This is a genomic window from Duganella sp. CT11-25 (assembly GCF_047302815.1).
Taxonomy (GTDB): Bacteria; Pseudomonadota; Gammaproteobacteria; order Burkholderiales; family Burkholderiaceae_D; genus Rugamonas.
Map to the genome: position 1 here is coordinate 2357368 of NZ_JBKBFD010000001.1, position 16662 is coordinate 2374029.

The 16662-nt window shown below is 66.1% G+C and carries 16 protein-coding genes; 6 read left to right on the top strand and 10 right to left on the bottom strand.

Annotated features, from left to right (window positions below; all coding sequences use genetic code 11):
• Nucleotide 1: 1 nt before the first annotated feature.
• The 9 genes from ACEN9F_RS09975 to ACEN9F_RS10015 all read right to left on the bottom strand — a co-directional run bounded on the left by ACEN9F_RS09975 (nt 2) and on the right by ACEN9F_RS10015 (nt 8372).
• On the bottom strand, nt 2-253 hold the full coding sequence (locus tag ACEN9F_RS09975) for an acyl carrier protein (RefSeq protein ID WP_413427022.1): 252 nt from the start codon (nt 251-253) through the stop codon (nt 2-4).
• A gap of 30 nt (nt 254-283) precedes the next feature.
• Nucleotides 284-538, bottom strand: coding sequence for a phosphopantetheine-binding protein (locus ACEN9F_RS09980; RefSeq protein ID WP_043481206.1), 255 nt, complete (start codon nt 536-538; stop codon nt 284-286).
• The gene (locus tag ACEN9F_RS09985; RefSeq protein ID WP_413419869.1) at nt 531-1316 is read right to left on the bottom strand and encodes a lysophospholipid acyltransferase family protein; all 786 of its coding nucleotides are present in this window, start codon (nt 1314-1316) and stop codon (nt 531-533) included. The genes ACEN9F_RS09980 and ACEN9F_RS09985 overlap by 8 nt, the downstream gene beginning before the upstream one ends.
• Nucleotides 1309-2040 carry a beta-ketoacyl synthase chain length factor gene (locus tag ACEN9F_RS09990; protein ID WP_413419870.1) on the bottom strand — a complete coding sequence of 244 codons (732 nt, stop codon included), beginning with the start codon at nt 2038-2040 and terminating at the stop codon, nt 1309-1311. Before ACEN9F_RS09990 ends, ACEN9F_RS09985 begins: the two co-directional genes overlap by 8 nt.
• Nucleotides 2041-2281: 241 nt before the next feature.
• Complete coding sequence (locus ACEN9F_RS09995) at nt 2282-3352, bottom strand: ABC transporter ATP-binding protein (RefSeq protein WP_413419871.1); 1071 nt, start codon at nt 3350-3352, stop codon at nt 2282-2284.
• Between the two features lie 27 nt (nt 3353-3379).
• Nucleotides 3380-5155, bottom strand: a complete 1776-nt coding sequence (locus ACEN9F_RS10000) for an ABC transporter permease (RefSeq protein ID WP_413419872.1) — start codon at nt 5153-5155, stop codon at nt 3380-3382.
• A 60-nt stretch (nt 5156-5215) separates the two neighbouring features.
• Nucleotides 5216-6304: an ABC transporter substrate-binding protein gene (locus ACEN9F_RS10005; RefSeq protein WP_413419873.1), complete on the bottom strand. Its 1089-nt coding sequence runs from the start codon at nt 6302-6304 to the stop codon at nt 5216-5218.
• Nucleotides 6305-6333: 29 nt separating this feature from the next.
• Nucleotides 6334-7302 carry a tripartite tricarboxylate transporter substrate binding protein gene (locus ACEN9F_RS10010; protein WP_413419874.1) on the bottom strand — a complete coding sequence of 323 codons (969 nt, stop codon included), beginning with the start codon at nt 7300-7302 and terminating at the stop codon, nt 6334-6336.
• Nucleotides 7302-8372: a porin gene (locus tag ACEN9F_RS10015; RefSeq protein WP_413419875.1), complete on the bottom strand. Its 1071-nt coding sequence runs from the start codon at nt 8370-8372 to the stop codon at nt 7302-7304. Before ACEN9F_RS10015 ends, ACEN9F_RS10010 begins: the two co-directional genes overlap by 1 nt.
• Nucleotides 8373-8553: 181 nt before the next feature.
• On the opposite strand from ACEN9F_RS10015, the gene ACEN9F_RS10020 reads away from it, so the two are divergent.
• Genes ACEN9F_RS10020 through ACEN9F_RS10030 form a run of 3 tightly spaced genes read left to right on the top strand, consistent with a single transcriptional unit; the run spans nt 8554 to nt 11128 of the window.
• A complete protein-coding gene (locus ACEN9F_RS10020) occupies nt 8554-9252 on the top strand; it encodes a response regulator (protein ID WP_413419876.1) in 699 nt (232 codons plus the stop codon).
• 19 nt (nt 9253-9271) lie between these two features.
• A complete protein-coding gene (locus ACEN9F_RS10025) occupies nt 9272-10738 on the top strand; it encodes a sensor histidine kinase (protein ID WP_413419877.1) in 1467 nt (488 codons plus the stop codon).
• 48 nt (nt 10739-10786) lie between these two features.
• Entirely contained in the window at nt 10787-11128 is a 342-nt protein-coding gene (locus tag ACEN9F_RS10030) for a ribonuclease E inhibitor RraB (RefSeq protein ID WP_413419878.1), read from the top strand.
• A gap of 7 nt (nt 11129-11135) precedes the next feature.
• Here the strand turns inward: ACEN9F_RS10030 and ACEN9F_RS10035 are convergent, their stop codons facing one another.
• Nucleotides 11136-13022, bottom strand: a complete 1887-nt coding sequence (locus ACEN9F_RS10035; protein ID WP_413419879.1) for a methyl-accepting chemotaxis protein — start codon at nt 13020-13022, stop codon at nt 11136-11138.
• Between the two features lie 177 nt (nt 13023-13199).
• Here ACEN9F_RS10035 and ACEN9F_RS10040 point away from each other — a divergent pair, with 177 nt between their 5' ends.
• Genes ACEN9F_RS10040 through ACEN9F_RS10050 form a run of 3 tightly spaced genes read left to right on the top strand, consistent with a single transcriptional unit; the run spans nt 13200 to nt 16607 of the window.
• Nucleotides 13200-14624 (top strand): ATP-binding protein, encoded by a 1425-nt coding sequence (locus ACEN9F_RS10040; RefSeq protein WP_413419880.1) that lies wholly within the window; start codon nt 13200-13202, stop codon nt 14622-14624.
• Nucleotides 14614-15186, top strand: a complete 573-nt coding sequence (locus ACEN9F_RS10045) for a hypothetical protein (RefSeq protein ID WP_413419881.1) — start codon at nt 14614-14616, stop codon at nt 15184-15186. The genes ACEN9F_RS10040 and ACEN9F_RS10045 overlap by 11 nt, the downstream gene beginning before the upstream one ends.
• A complete protein-coding gene (locus ACEN9F_RS10050) occupies nt 15183-16607 on the top strand; it encodes a sigma 54-interacting transcriptional regulator (RefSeq protein ID WP_413419882.1) in 1425 nt (474 codons plus the stop codon). The genes ACEN9F_RS10045 and ACEN9F_RS10050 overlap by 4 nt, the downstream gene beginning before the upstream one ends.
• The last annotated feature ends 55 nt before the right edge of the window (nt 16608-16662 follow it).

Consider the following 16662-nt stretch of genomic DNA (forward strand, 5'->3'; position numbering starts at 1 on the left):
CTTACGCCGCCTGCTCCGTCATGCCGGCCAGCGCATCGACGACGTCGCCGATGGTGCGGATGGTCTTGAACACTTCCGGCTGCAGGCGCTTGCCGGTCAGTTGTTTCAGCTTCACGGCCAGGTCGACGGCGTCGATGCTGTCGATATCCAGGTCCGCGTACAGGTTCGACTCGGCCGTCAGTTCGGTCTTGTCGAGTTCAAACATCTCGGCCAGCAGGTCCACCACCCACACCTGCAGCTGGTCCTTGCTCATTTCATTCAAGTCAATCATGGTCCTGCTCCCTTATTTCTTTCTATGGCTATCGATCATTGCCGCCAGCGCCTGCACGGATGCGAAGTGGCGGCGGGTATCTTCCGAATCGGCGGACAGGGAAATCCCGTACTTCTTCTGCAGCGCCACGCCCAGCTCCAGCGCGTCGATCGAATCGAGTCCGAGTCCTTCCACAAACAGTGGCGCCGCGCTGTCGATATCGGCCGGCGTGATGTCCTCCAGCTGGAGCACATCGATGATCAGTTCTTTCACTTCCAGTTCAAGCATGGCTTTGGCACTTCCCCGTAAAATAGTTCTGTAAAAATTCGGTCAACTGGCGCGCCGCCATCACTTCGCTGGCGCCGCCTTCCGTAAAGCTTTCTATCGCCAGGTCATCCTGGACGTCTATCCGTATCAGCACGCGGCGCGGCGGCACGCGCCACCACTTCTCGCCCTTGCCCAGCGTGAGCGGATCGCAGCGGATCAGCACCGGCGTCATGGCGCGCGCACCGCGCACCGCGATGTTGGCCGCGCCGCGCTTCATGCTGATCACGCCGTCGCAGCCGGTCCGCGTCCCCTCCGGGAACACGATCAGGTTGTTGCCGCGTTCCAGGGAGGCGATGCAGTCATCCACCAGCGCCGGCCCGCCCTCGTTGTTGATGTAGCCCGCCGCCCGCACCGGGCCGCGCGTGAACGGGTTGTTCCACAAAGCGCCCTTGACGATGCAGTCGGCGTTCTTCACGAAGGCCATCAGGAACACCGTGTCGATCAGCGTCGGATGGTTGGCCAGGATCAGCAGGCCGCCCCGTTCCAGCTTGTCCATGCCGCGCAACTCGTAGCGCAGCACGCCCAGCGCCCGCATCAGATCCACGTAGGCGCGGAAGGCGCGGCGTATCACCGTGCGGGCGGCGGCCACGCGGCGCTCCGGCTGCCGCACCATCAGGTTCAGCATGGGGAACACCACGACGCGCAGCACCAGCCCACCGACGCCGAACACCGCGAAACTCAAACCGGTTGCGAACACGCGCCAATAAAGCGACAGGCGCGTCGTCACGGCATCAAGCATCGCGGCTCCAGCGCCAGCGCAGGCGTCCATCGCAGCGCTCCATCATCCGCGCACCGTTCAGGTGGAATGCCGCCACTTCCAGGCCGCCCGGCATGCCGGCGGCCGGCTTGTCGCCGCAGGCGCTCCACTCCAGCGCGATCGCGTCGCCGTCGGCGGGCGTCATCAGCCATGCCCACGCGTGCGGCTGCTCCTCGCACTCCTCGAAAGGCTTGAACAGTTCCGGCAGCGGGCAGTCGCAGGCCACCAGCAGCACCGACGGCGCGCCGTCGGCCAGCAGGCCGCAGGCCTCGATCACCGCATGCTCGATCGTCGCCGCGCCGGAAGCCAGCGCGATATGGTTGGCGCGGTCGCCGCGGGCGATGGTCAGCAGGCCGGGGATCGCGTTATGCACCGCCATGCCGAAAGCCGTCGGCGACAGCGCCTCGCCGCGCGCCAGGTCGGTCAGCAAATCGACCGCGCGCGCCACGTCGCCGTGCCGCGAGCAAAATACGGTGGGGATGTCGCTGCGCCCGTCCAGGCACTGGTAAGCCACTTCCAGCGCCATCTTGCCGAGAAAACCGGCGCGGCGGCGCAGCATTGCCGGCATGGCCTTGACGCCCGGTTCTTCCCCTGGCTGGATAACATACGGCGCCTCGGCCCATGCGGCCCAGGCTTCGGGCGTGGTCAGGCCCGGCGCCCATTCGGCATGCCCAGCGATAGAAAAACGAACGCCATGAGTGCGCATGTTGATAAATAATCCAGAAATGCCAGCCGGCGAACTTTTCAAATTATAAACGACCGTTAATTATATAAGCCCGAAAAAATAGACTGGGAGCAACTATTTATTGTTTCAGCCCTAAAGTTGTGCAAGCAAGCGCACGAATTCTCTCCAAATCCCACTATTTTTAGCATATAAACACAAAAAAAGGGCGGCCCGCACGATTGCGGAGCCGCCCCTGGAGACTTAGCAGGAATACTCTAAGCCGTCAAAATACCCACAATTTGTCCGCCGGCAGCTGCAGCCAGTAGCGGCCCGGCTCCAGCCGGTACTTGGAATAGGCGCGCAGGCTGATCTCCGCGCCCGCTTCGCTCTTGAACAGGCACTCGAAGCGGTCGCCCAGGTACATGCAGGTCAGCAGCGGCAATTCGATCGCGTTCTCGACCGGCGTGGCGCTGACCCTCACCTCCTCCACGCGGATGATGGTCGACGGCTCGCCGCCGCCCACGCCACGCGCGGTGCCCTGCAACGTCGCGCCGTTGATATCCAGCTGGACCTGCGTACCGCTGCGCTGCACGACCTTGGCCGGCAGGCGGTTGTTACTGCCCATGAACTCCGCGGTGAACAGCGTGTCCGGCGTTTCGTACATGCTTTGCGGCGTGCCTTGCTGCTCGATCTTGCCGTTATTGAGCAGCAGGATGCGGTCCGAGATCGCCATCGCCTCGGCCTGATCGTGCGTCACCATCAGCGCCGACAGGCCCAGTCGCACGATCAGCTCGCGCAGGAAGGCGCGCGCCTCTTCGCGCAGCTTGGCGTCCAGGTTGGACAGCGGCTCGTCCAGCAGGATCACCGGCGGGTTGTAGACCAGCGCGCGGGCGATCGCCACGCGCTGCTGCTGGCCGCCGGACAGCTGGTGCGGATAGCGCTCGGCCAGATGGCCCAGGCCCAGGTTTTTCAGCACGTCGCCGACCTTGTCCTTGATCTCGCCGGCGCCCAGCTTGCGCAGCTTGAGGCCATAGGCGACGTTGTCGAACACGGTCTTGTGCGGCCACAGCGCATAGGACTGGAACACCAGTCCCAGGTTGCGGTGCTCGGCCGCCATCTCGAAGCCCTTGGCGCCGTCGAAGACATTGCGGTCGCCGATGGCGATGGTGCCCGCCTTCGGGCTTTCCAGGCCGGCGACGGCGCGCAGCAGCGTGGTCTTGCCGCTGCCCGAAGGGCCGAGCAGCGCCACCACTTCGCCCTTCTGCAGGTGCATGGAGACGCCCTTGAGGATAGGGTTGGCGCTGGCGCCGGTGCCGTAGTCCAAGTGCAGGTCGTTGACGGTCAGTTCATTCATGATGATGTCTCGTTTCATATTATTTACTCAGTTATGCAGCTTGACGCCGAAGCGCAGCGCGACGCCAAGGCCGATCGCCACCAGCGAGATGTTGATGAACGATAGCGCCGCCACCAGGTCGGTGGAGCCGGTGGCCCACAGCGACACCAGCATCGCGCCGATCACCTCGGTGCCCGGCGACAGCAGGTAGACGCCGGTCGAATACTCGCGCTCGAAGATCAGGAACACCATCAGCCACGCGCCCAGCAGGCCGTATTTGATCAGCGGGACGGTGACGTCGCGCGTGACCTGGCCGCGCGACGCGCCGACCGCGCGCGCCGCCTCTTCCAGCTCCGGCCCGACCTGCAGCAGCGCGGTCGAGATCAGGCGCATGCCGTAGGCCAGCCACACCACCGAATACGCCAGCCACAAGGCGAAGATGGTCGAGCGCAGCGAGCGCAGCACCGGGATCGCATGCTCGCTCAGCCACAGCGCCACGCCGTTGTCCATGCCCTTCAACATGCCGTCCATCCAGCTCGGCACGAACAGGAACACCCACAGGAAGGACAGGCCGGCCAGCAGGCCCGGCACGGCGCGCGGCACCAGCACGCTGTAGTCGAGGAAGCGGGTGATCATGTCCGGCTTGCGGTGCATGGCCAGCGCGATGGCGCAGTAGCAGATCACCGCCAGGCCGCCGCCGATCACGCCGATCAGCACCGTGTTGACGATGCCGCGTATCAGCGCCGGCTGTTCCAGGATCTCGCGGAAGTGCTGCAGCGTCAGCACGTCGGCCAGCCTGACGCCCTCGCCCCAGTACTGGACGAAGGAACGCAGCACGATGCCCGACATCGGCATGATGATGGTGAACATCAGCCAGCCGAAGATCAGCGCGAACGCCAGCCACTTCCAGCGGCCCAGGGGCATGGCCTTGCTGCGCGCGCCCTTGCCCTTGATCGAGACGAACTTGTTGGCCGACTTGAGCAGCCAGCGCTGCACCATCACCAGCGGCATCGTCACCATCACCAGGCAGACCGCGACGGCGGCCATCAGGTGGTAGGACGGCGTACCGAGCTTGTTGGTCAGCTTGTACAGGTAGGTGGCCAGCACCATGTGGCCTTCCGGGTCGCCCAGCACCAGCACCAGGCCGAATACTTCGAAGCCGAGGAAGAACACCAGCACGCCGGCATAGGCCAGCGCCGGCGTGATCATCGGCAGCGAGACGTTGAACATCACCTGCAGCGGCGAGGCGCCGGCCACGCGGGCAGCTTCCTCGACATCGGAGCCCAGGCTTTTCAGCGCGGACGAGGCGTACAGGTAGACGTGCGGCACGTGCGTCAGGCCGGCGATGATGACGATGCTGGTGAAGGAGTAGATATTCCACGGGATGAAGCCGAGGATGTCCTTGAACCACAGCGAGTAGAAGCCTACAGGTCCCATCGAGACGACATAGCCGAAGCCCATCACCATCGGCGAGACGAAGATCGGCACCAGCAGCAGCGGCGCGATGAAGCCCTTGCCGGGCAGGTCGGTGCGTATCATCAGGAAGGCCAGCATGCCGCCCAGCGGCACGGCGATCACGGCCAGGCCGGTGGCCAGCCAGAAGGCGTTCTTGAAGGCGACCGAGAAATCGGGATCTTCAAAGATGAAGCGGTAGGCGTCGAAGCCCAGCTCCTTGACCGGCATGAAGAACGGCGCGCTCAAAAAGCTTTGGTAGAAGATCAGGAACAGCGGCAGGAAGATGGCGATCGCGGCCAGCGTCACCACCACGCCGCGCGGCCAATTGATGCTGGACCGGCCGGAGTTTGGGATGGTCAGAGTTTGCATGAGTAATTCCGTAAAGATGGATGCTACGAGCCGGCGCGCGTGGCGCGCCGGCGGCCTGCATTACTTCTTGCCGGCGGTGTCTTTCCACTGCTTGAGGAAGGCCATGCGCTTGGCCGGTCCCAGGAACTGCAGCACGATAGGATGCACCGGCACCGGCTTGACGTTGTCCTTGCCGATCTGCTTGATCAGGTCGGCGGAGGTGGTTTCGCCCACGACGTCCTGGCGAATCGCGAACAGCTTGGAGTCGTTGGCGATGATGGTCTGGCCGCGGTGCGACAGCATGTAGTCCATCCACAGCTTGGCGGCGTTGACGTTCTTGGCCGCCTTGTTGATGAAGATCACGCGCGACATGATCAGCGTGTAGTCCTTCGGCAGCACCACGCCGATCGACGGATCGGCCTTGGCGCGCACCAGCGCATAGGAGCCCAGCACGTTGTAGCCGATCAGGTTTTCGCCCGACGAGATACGCTCCATCATCGTGCCGGTGGACGACTGCACCCGCACCTTGGCCACGCCGAAGGCGTTTTCCAGCTCCAGGAACTTCGGATTCTCGCGCGCGTCCTGCGTCATGAACATGAAGCCGACGCCGGATTTTTCGATGTCGTAGGTGGTGACCTTGTCCTTGAACTTGGGCTGCTGTATCAGCTTGGCGAAGTCGGCGTGGTTCTGCGGTACTTCCTTGGCATCGACCAGGCGCTTGTTGTAGACGATGGCGGCCGGCTCGAAGGTGGTGCCGTAGGCCTTGTCGTCCCACACCGCCCAGCCGGGGATCTTGGAGACTTCCACCGATTTGTACTGCAGCGCGTAGCCGTCGGAGGCCAGGCGCATCTGCAGGTCCATCGCCGACGACCACATGGCGTCGGCGGTATTGCCGCCCGCCGCCGCCTCGGAGATGAAACGGTTGTACACCTCGGTGGAGTTCATGTCGTTGTACTCGACCGTGATGCCAGGGTACAGGGCGTTGAAGTCCTTGATCAGCGGCTGGGTCGCCTTGCTGTCGGTGGCGCCGTAGATCACCAGCTTGCCCTCTTTCTTGGCGCCGTCGATGATCTTCTGGTAGTCGGCCGGATAGCCCGGAGGCACCTGCGCCATGGCGGCGCCGGCAAACAGGGTCGCGCATGCGGCGGCCAGGGTCGTTTTCGAAATCATCGTAGTCTCCATCGTCTATATTGGGTTGATTAGCGCACCAGGCCAAGTTCGGCCGCGCGCCTGCCGTAGTCGTCCACGGCTTTTTTTACGTAGGCCGCCAGCGCATCGCCGGTCAGCCCGAAGGGATACAGGCCGGATGTGGCCCGCATCTGTGCAAACTGCGGACTGGCCAGCACGCGGTCGAAAGCCGACACCCACTGGCGATAATCCTTGTCCGATACATGAGGCCCCATCCACACGCCGCGGATGATCGGCCACACCACATCGATGCCCTGCTCGCGCGCGGTCGGCACATTGGCCAGCACGCCCGGCAGACGCTGCTCGGACAGCACCGCCAGCACGCGGGTATTGCCGCTGGCCGCATACAGCGACGCTTCGCTGGCGTCGCCGGACACCACGTGCACGAAGTCGGCGTGCATCGCGGTGAAGATTTCGCCGCCGCCCTCCAGCGCCACGAAGCGCAGCACTTTCGGGTCGATGCCGGCGGTCTTGACCACCATCGCCATCTTCAGCCAGTCCTGGCTGCCGATGGTGCCGGAGACGCCGATCAGCACTTTCTGCGGATGGGCCTTCAGCGCGGCCAGCAGGTCGCCCAGCGTCTTGAAGGGCGAATCGGCGCGCACCGCGATCATGCCGTAGTCCGCGCCCAGCGCCGCCACCCAGCGCACATCCGATGCCTTGGCCTTGCCGAACTTGCCCTGCGCCAGATTGAGCAGCGAGCCGCCCGAAAAAGCCACCAGCGTGTCCGGTTCCGCGCGCCTCTGCGACACCAGCGAATGCCACGCCACCGCGCCGATGCCCCCCGGCAGATAGCTGATATGCATATCCGACGGCGGCGCATTGGGCGTGTTGCGCAAGCCTTCCAGGCCCTTCTGCGCCAGCTTGCAGGTCAGGTCCATCGCGCCGCCCGGCTTGGACGGCACGATGCACTCCAGGCCCGCGGCCTGCGCGGCGGCGCTCAACAGCAGCGCCGCCATCAACGCCAGCCAGGCTTTCATCAGAAGCGGTGCTGCATGCCGACGGTGACGCCGCGCTGGCTGTCGGCATAGCCGGCATCATCGCGCGACAGGCCGGTCAGCTGACCGTTCCTGGCCTTGGCGTAGGCGGCCGACACGTGCAGGTCGGTGCGCTTGGACAGCGCGTAGCGATAGCGCGCCACATACATGGTCGGGTCGGCGTCCTTGCCGGCGGCGACGTTCTTGACGTTGACGTGATAGACCGCGCCGGTCAGCGTAGTGACGGCATCGGTCTTCCAGGCGATGCCGGCCCAGGTGGTGGTGGCGTCGACATCGGCGGTGAGCGCCTTGCCGGCCACCAGCTTGTAGTCGCGCAGGACGGCCCACAGCTTCACCGGGCCGGTTTCATAGTTGGCGCCGATGTGCCAGACGGTGTTCTTGTCGCGGTTGCCGGTGGCGGCCACGGTGTTGCCGTTGTTGCGCTCCCAGGTCGCCATCAGGTTGGCGGCGCCGAGTTTATAAACGGTGGTGAAACCGACCTTGGCGCTGTCCTGTGTGCCGGTGGTCTGCTCGCCGGCCGCGTAGTTGGCGCCGAACTTGAAGTCGCCCACGGAGCCGCTGTACTTGATGATGTTGTCGTATGCGGTGGTGAAACCGTATTTGCTTGGGCCGGTGGCGGGACCGGAAGTGGCCCACGAGTAGAACGGCGCAAAGCCCATCGGATCGAAGGCGATCACGGTGTCGTACACGCTGGTGAACGAACGGCCCATGACGACGCGGCCGAAGGCGCCTTCCAGGCCGACATAGGCCTGGCGCTTGAACAGCGCGCCGTCCTGGGCGCCGGTGTCCATCAGGATGCCGCCTTCGAGGCCGAACACCGCTTTCAGGCCGCCGCCCAGGTCCTCTGTGCCGCGCAGGCCCCAGCGCGAGGTGTTCATGCCGCCCGAGATCACGCGGGTCATGCTGCCGCCGGTCGGGGTCTGGTTGTTGGCGTTTTCGACGCCGACGTCCAGCAGGCCATAGACTTGCACATTGGACTGCGCCTGGGCGCCGCCGGCCGCAGCCGCCATTGCCAATGCCAATACCGAGGGGGTAAATACGGATTTCTTCATGCTGTGTCTCCAGAGGATATAGTTTTATGTGATACCTGATCTTTGCGATCTGTTGCCACTATAGGAGGAGCTTCCTTTCAATTGCCTTTCACTGTGTCCCGTTCGCCACATTTAGGGCCGGGGCTTCCCTTTTCCTGCCGGGCGGACCATGATGCAGCTTTCACGCCCCAGGCAAGACGTCATGCGCATACTGTTAGTAGAAGATCACACCGAACTGTCGCACTGGCTGTCGAAAGCCCTGCGCGACGCCCACCTGACGGTCGAATGCGCCGACAACGGCGCCGACGCCGACGCCCTGCTGCACACGCAGGACTACGCGCTGGTGATACTCGACCTGACGCTGCCGCGCATGGACGGGCTGGACGTGTTGAAGCGCCTGCGCGCGCGCGGCGCCCCGCGCGGCCAGACGCCGGTGCTGATACTGACCGCGCGCGGCGGCCTGGAAGACCGCGTGCAGGGCCTCAACCTCGGCGCCGACGACTACCTCGCCAAGCCCTTCGAACTGGCCGAACTGGAAGCGCGCGTCAAGGCCCTGCTGCGCCGCAGCGTCGGCAACGAAGCGCTGGTGCACAATTGCGGCGCGCTCAGTTTCGACACCGTCACCCGCATGTTCACCTACGCCGGCAACGCGCTGGCGCTGACGCCGCGCGAACACGCGGTGCTGGAAACGCTGATCACCCGCTCCGGCCGCGCGGTGTCGAAGGAAAAGCTGTTCGACGAAGTGTTCGCGCTGGCGGACGACGCCAATCTCGACGCGATCGACCTGTACATCCACCGCGTGCGCAAGAAGCTCGACATCACGGCGCCGGATGCGGCCATCATCACCACGCTGCGCGGCATCGGCTACGTGCTGCAGCCACGGCCGGCGCCGGCCGGCTGACGCAGCGGCGCCGCGCTCCATGCCGCTGCTGACCACGCTCGCCCGCCGCTTCGGTCCCGGCGCCCCGCTGGGCAGCCTGCGCGGCCAGCTGCTGCGCTGGCTGCTGGTCCCCTTGCTGTTGCTGGTGGCGCTGGACGCCGTCTCGGTCTACCGCAACGCGCTGGACGCCGCCGACGTGGCCTACGACCGCTCGCTGCTGGCCTCCACGCGCGCGCTGGCGGAGCGCGTCTCGGTGGAGGACGGCAAGGTGGTGGCCGACGTGCCCTACGTCGCGCTGGACAGTTTTGAAACCGACACGCTGGGCCGCATCTACTACAAGGTCACCGGCATCAAGGGCGAGACGGTATCCGGCTACGCCGACCTGCCGCCGGTGCCGGCCAACGTGCCGCGCTCGGAAGCCTATCCGGCGCTGGTGCGCTTCTATCACGCCAACTACAACGGCCAGCCGGTGCGCATCGCCGCGCTGTTGCAGCCGGTGTACGACGACTCGATGCGCGGCATCGCGTTGATCCAGGTCGGCGAGACGCTGGAAGCGCGGCGCGGCCTGTCGAACCAGATCCTGTTCGACACGCTGGCGTGGCAGGCCTTGCTGCTGGCGGCGGTGGCGCTGCTGGTGTGGTTCGCGGTGCGGCTGGTGCTGCAGCCCTTGATGCGGCTGAAGATCGCGGTCGAGACGCGCAGCCTGAACGACTCCTCCGACGTCGATCCGACGCTGGTGCACAAGGAAGTGCGGCCGCTGGTGGCGGCGATGAACAGCTCGCGCGCGCGGCTGCACATCCTGATCAGCAGTCAGCGCCGCTTCATCGCCGACGCCTCGCATCAGCTGCGCACGCCGCTGACGGTGCTGAAGACGCAGGCCGAGCTGGCGTTGCGCGAATGCGACCGGCCCAACACCGACCCGGAAGCCAGCAAGGCGGCGTTGCGGGAAATCGTCCACAGCATCGCCGCCACCACCGACTCCACCGTCAACCTGGCCAACCGCCTGCTGACATTGGCGCGCATAGAAAACGGCGGCAGCACCGACGCCAATGCGCCGGTATCGCTGCGCGACATCGCCCGCCAGGTCGGGCTGGAGATGGCGATGGCGGCGGTGGCCAAGCATATCGACCTGTCGCTGGAAGCGGAGCATGAGTGCGTCGTCGGCGGCCAGGCCTTGCTGCTGCACGAGATGGTCGCCAACCTGGCCGACAACGCGCTGCACTACACGCCGGCCGGCGGCACGGTGACGCTGCGCGTGCTGGAAGGCGCGGATGGCGTCACGCTGGAAGTGGAGGACAGCGGCCACGGCATCGCGGCGGCGGAGCGCGAACGGGTGTTCGCGCCCTTCTACCGCGCCGCCTCCACGCTGGAGCGCAATCCCGGCGGCGCCGGCCTCGGCCTCGCCATCGTGCGCGACATCGCCACCCTGCACGGCGCCGGCATCATGCTGGACGACGCCGCCGGCGGCCAGGGCCTCAAAGTGACGGTCCAGTTCAAGCGCGCATAGCCGCCACGCCTATTTGGTAAAATGAGGTCAACGCCAACAAGGAATAATATGATTACCAAAGAAGAAATGGTCGAGCTGTTTGCCGACATGGAGAAAAACGCGCCGTGGGATATCAGCGAGCCGCTGCTGTGGGGTTACTTCTTCGCCGACCAGTCCAAGACCAAGCTGGAATTGGCGCAGGTGCTGTTCAAGGCCAAGGGCTACACGATCGTCGGCATCTACGACTCCGAGCCGGAATCCGATACGCCGGCGTTGTGGTGGCTGCACATCGAGAAAGTCGAGCGGCACACCGTCGACACGCTGCATGCCCGCAACCAGGAGTTCTACCAGTTCGCCGAAGATCACCAGCTCGAATCCTACGACGGCATGGACGTCGGCCCCGCCGCCTGATGCCGGTCTAGCGCAACGCCAGCCGCGTTTCTTCCAGCTTGAACACGCTGACTACCTGCTGAAGGTTGGCCGCCTGTTCCTGCAGCGATCCCGCCGCCGCCGCCGCTTCCTCCACCAGCGCGGCGTTCTGCTGCGTGGTGCTGTCGATCTCCGTCACCGCCAGGTTGACCTGGGCGATGCCTTCGCTCTGCTCGTGGCTGGCGGCGACGATCTCGCCCATGATGCTGGTCACCTGCTCCACCGACGAGACGATCTTGCCCATCGTGACGCCCGCCTCGTCCACCAGCGCGCTGCCGGCGTCGACCTTGAGCACCGAGTCGCTGATCAACTCCTTGATCTCCTTGGCCGCCCCGGCCGAACGCTGCGCCAGGTTGCGCACCTCGGACGCCACCACCGCGAAGCCGCGCCCCTGCTCGCCCGCGCGCGCCGCTTCCACCGCCGCGTTCAGGGCCAGGATATTGGTCTGGAAGGCGATGCCGTCGATGACGCCGATGATGTCGACGATCTTGCGCGAGCTGTCCTTGATCGAGACCATGGTCTGCACCACGCGCCCCACCACCACGCCGCCCTCGGTGGCGTAGCCGGAGGCCGACTGCACCAGCTGGTTGGCGTGCTTGGCGCTGTCCGCGTTCTGCGTCACGGTGGCCGTCAGCTGCTCCATCGCGGACGCCGTTTCCTCCAGGCTGGAAGCCTGCGCCTCGGTGCGCGAGGACAGATCCAGGTTGCCGCTGGCGATCTCGCTGGAGGCCGTGGCGATGGTTTCCGTACTGTCGCGCACCTTGCGTATGGTGCTGTTGAGCGAGGCCACGAAGCGGTTGAAGCCGTCGGCCAGCGCGCCGACTTCGTCCTCGCTCTCGACCGTCATGCGGCGGCTCAGGTCGCCGTTGCCGTCGGCGATTTCACCCAGCATGTGCGCGGCGCGCGCCACCGGCGCCGCGATCGCCGCGCTGACCAGGAAGATCACGAACATGCCGATGCCGCCGCCCACCAGGCCGCCGACCAGCGCCGAGATCGTCACCGAGCGCGTGACCTGGCCCAGCACCTCGGCCTCCGGCACTTCGGCGATCACGTACATGTTCAGCTCGGGCACGAACGACGCCGCCACCAGCCGCTTGCCGTCCGGCGCGGAATACGAGGCGCTGGCGTAGCGCTCGCCGCCCAGCAGCTTGGCGCTGACGTCCGCGTCAAGGCCCGGCAAGTCCTTCATGAAGTGCTTGCCGTCGGCCAGCGCGGCGTCGCGGTGCACGATCAGCATGCCGTTCGGCCGCACCAGGTAGACGAAGCCGGAGGCGCCGATCTTGTAGCTGCGGATGGTCTCGGCCAGCTTGTTGACCGCCAGCCCCAGGCTGGCGACGCCGAGCTTGCCGTCGCCGGCGTCGAAGCGCGTGTTGATGAAGACGTTGTAGGTGGTGGCGCCCGGCTCCTTGTCCAGGTTCAGCGAATACGCCTTGCCGCTGTCGAGGAAACTGAAGAACCAGGGATCGCTGCCCTTTTCCACCATGCGGCTGAAGCCTTTTTCATCGTGGTATTTGCCGGTGCTGGCGGACACCCAGGACACCGCCGCCGCGCCGGTGGTCTTGCGCACGCTGGCCGCGTAAGCCTTCCAGGCGTCCAGGCCGCTGTCCGGCTGGCCAGCCTTTTCCCAGTCCAGCAAAAAGGTGTTGGAGGCGATCGCCCTGGCCGCCGCCAGCGGTTCGCCGATCTGGCGCTGGATATCGTTGCGGATCTCGCCGACTTCGGCCGGCAGCTCCTGGTTCACGACCCGCTCGCGGATGCCGTTGCCGGTCATGACCACGCTCAGCGTCGCCGAGACCGCCAGGAACAGCAATAGGCAGAACGCCATGCTGAGCATCAGTTTGTTGCGGATGGACAGGCGGCGCAAAAGATTCGACATAAGACTCCCAAGAGAAAACCGGTACAACTTCGCTAATAAAATCAGCGTAATCGAAACGCGCGACGATGCGCAATCTAAAAATTTGCTGCCGTGCAGAACTGCAACGCCCGCCAATCGAACAGGCTATAGAGCGGCTTTGCACATATCATTCAGCCAATATAGACACTATTTAACAACATGCTCTCGAAACTCTCGTTTCGCCAATTGCTGCTGGGCGTATTCCTGCTGATCGCCGTCCTCCTGAGCGCCGCTTCGCTGCACGCGCTGTGGACCCTGGACCGCCTGGCGGCCCACAGCCGCGACAGCGGACGCCACGCCCTGGCCCTGACTGAAAACACCCAACAACTGGCCGAGCGCAGCGTCGCCATGACGCGCAGCGCCCGCCAGTACCTGGTGCTGGACGACCCCGCCTTCCGCCGGCGCTACGCCGATGCCTGGCGCGAGGCGCGCACCGCGCTCGACTCGGTGGCCGCCGCCCTGCCCTACACGCAGGAGCAATTGTTCGACCGCTGGCGCCAGTCCGGCGAGCAAGCCTGGGACATCCTGCAGATGTCGACCCACGCCCGCACCAACGCGCGCCAGCAGGCGCTGGAAAAAGTGCTGGCGCCGCTGCCCGAGGTGAACGCCCAGCTGGCCGAGGAAGTCAAGCAGGAAGTGGAGCGCCGCAACAGCGAGCTGCTGACCGAGCTGGACCAGCGACGCGGCATCCTGAAGGCGCAGGTGATCGCCTCGATCGTGCTGGCGGCGGCGCTGGCCGGCGGCTTCGGCCTGTGGCTGTCGCGTCCGCTGGCGCAGATCGAAACCGCGATCGACCGGCTCGGCGAAAACCGTTTCGACCAGGCCATCGATGTGCGCGGCCCGAGCGACCTGCAGCGCGTCGGCCAGCAACTGAACTGGCTGCGCCAGCGCCTGGCCGACCTCGAGGCCGACAAGGCCCGCTTCCTGCGCCATATCTCGCACGAGCTGAAGACGCCGCTGGCGGCATTGCGCGAGGGCGTGGCCCTGCTGCAGGACGGCGTGGCCGGCGCGCTGTCGCCCAACCAGCGCGAGATCGCCGGCATCCTGAACCAGAACACGGCGGCCCTGCAGTCGCAGATCGAAGCGCTGCTGCGCTACAACGCCGCCACGTTCGACGCCCAGCATGTGCATCGCCAGCCGGCCGACATGGCGGCCCTGTTGACGCTGTGCATCGACAGCCAGCGCCTGCAGTCGCAGGCCGGCGGCCTGACCGTCGTCACCGAAGGCAAGGCGCGGCCGATCGCCATCGACGCCGACAAGATGACGGTGGCGGTCGGCAACCTGCTGTCGAACGCCGTGCGCTTCAGCCCTCCAGGCGGCCTGATCAGTTTCCGCCTGGGCGAGTTGCACGGCAAGCTGCTGCTCGACTGCATCGACCAGGGACCGGGCGTGGCGCCGGACGACGCCGCCCGCATCTTCGAACCGTTTTACCAGGGACAGCGCCAGCCGCCGGGCGCGCGCCGCGGCAACGGCATCGGCCTGTCCATCGTGCATGAATACGTGGCCGCGCACAGCGGCGTCCTGCAACTCATGCCCTCCGAACGAGGCGCCCGTTTCAGAATCGAATTGCCTTATGAAATATAACTTCTACCTGCCGCCAGTGCTGCTGTGCCTGTCGTTGACGGCCTGCACGCTGAACTCGCCGATGCCGGCGCCGCCCTTGCCCGTCGCGCCACCGCCACCCGTGGTGGAGGTGGAGGCGCCGCCGCCCCTGCCGCCGCCCGACGAGGTCGGTCCGCTGCTGAGCTACCACCAATCGCTGCGCCGCATGAGCCAGGGCGAGATGGTGAAGGAACTGAGCGGCCTGGGCTTGCAGCAGCGCAGTCCGCGCGTGGCGGTGCAGATGGGTATGGTGCTGATGCTCACGCGCGGCAACGGCGACCTGGCGCGCGCCCAGGCCCTGCTCGACAGCGTCGCCACCTCGGCGGAGACCGATGCGGGACCGTTCAGGCTGCTGGCGCAAATGTTGTCCAGCAATTGCGCCGAGACGCGCCGGCTGTCCGAGCATGCCGACAAGCTGGCCCTGCAGCAAAAGGACAACCAGCGCCGCATCGACCAGCTCAACGAGATGCTGGAAGGCTTGAAAACCATCGAGCGCACGCTGCCGGCCCGTCCGGCCCCCGGCCCGCAGGCGGTGACCAAATGAGCGCCGCCGCACAGGGACCTGGCCAGGGCCAGGGCGCCCACCTGCTGGTGGTCGACGACGACGACGACCTGCTGCGCCTGCTGTCGATGCGGCTCACCGCCAACGGCTACCGCGTGACGGCGGTCGGCAGCGCGGAGGCGGCGCTGGCGCGGCTGTCGATCGAGCTGCCGCGCCTGGTCATCAGCGACATCCGCCTGCCCGACCGCGACGGCATGGCGCTGTTCCAGGAAATTCGCCGCAGCCATCCGGCGCTGCCGGTGATCCTGCTGACCGCGCACGGCACCATCCCGGACGCGGTGGAGGCCACCACGCTGGGCGCCTACGCCTACCTGACCAAGCCCTTCGACGCCAAGCTGCTGCTGGAGCGCGTGGCACAGGCGCTGAGCCTGTCCGCGGCGGCGGCCGGCCCGGCCAACGGCGACGACCAGTGGCGCGCCGGCCTGATCAGCCGCAGCCAGGTGATGGACGAGCTGCTGGCCGAGGCGCGGCTGGTGGCCGCCTCCGACGCCAGCATCCTGATCCGCGGCGAGAGCGGCACCGGCAAGGAGCTGCTGGCCAACGCCATCCACCGCGCCAGCCGCCGCGCCAGGGCGCCCTTCATCGCCGTCAACTGCGGCGCGATCCCCGAAGCCTTGCTGGAGTCCGAGCTGTTCGGCCACGTCAAGGGCGCCTACACCGGCGCCGTCGCCGCGCGCGAAGGCTTGCTGCAGGCGGCCGACGGCGGCACGCTGTTCCTCGACGAGATCGGCGACATGCCGCTGCTGCTGCAGGTGAAGCTGCTGCGCGTGCTGCAGGAGCGCGTGGTGCGCCAGCTCGGCTCGGACGTGGCGCGGCCGGTCGACGTGCGCATCCTGTCGGCCACCCACCGCGACCTCGACGTGGCCATGCACGAGGGACAGTTCCGCGAAGACTTGTATTACCGCCTCAACGTCATCACGCTGACCTTGCCGCCGCTGGCGCAGCGGCGCGAGGATATCGCGCCGATGGCGACCCAGTTCCTGCAGGCGCTGGCGGCCAAGTACGGCAAGACCGTGCGCGGCTATGCGCCGGGCGCGCTGGAGGCGCTGACGACCGCCGCCTGGCCGGGCAATGTGCGGCAACTGTATAACGTGGTCGAGCACGTCTGCGCGCTGGCCACCGCGCCGCTGGTGCCCTTGTCGCTGGTGCAGCGGGCCCTGCGCGTGCCGTCGCTGGAGGTGCTCAGCTACACCGAGGCCAAGCAGCGCTTCGAGCGCAACTACCTGGTGCAGCTGCTGAAACTCACCGACGGCAACGTGGCCGACGCCGCCCGCCTGGCCGAACGCAACCGCACGGAGTTCTACCGCCTGCTGCAGAAATACGACCTGGACGCCAGCCTGTTCCGCAGCGACGCCAGCGCTGTCGCCGCCGAGCGACAGGATGAATCCCTTAAAAATCAATAAGTTAGAAAATGGCGGCGAGGTCTTGTCGCCATTTCCCGACAAAATCCGCGCAATA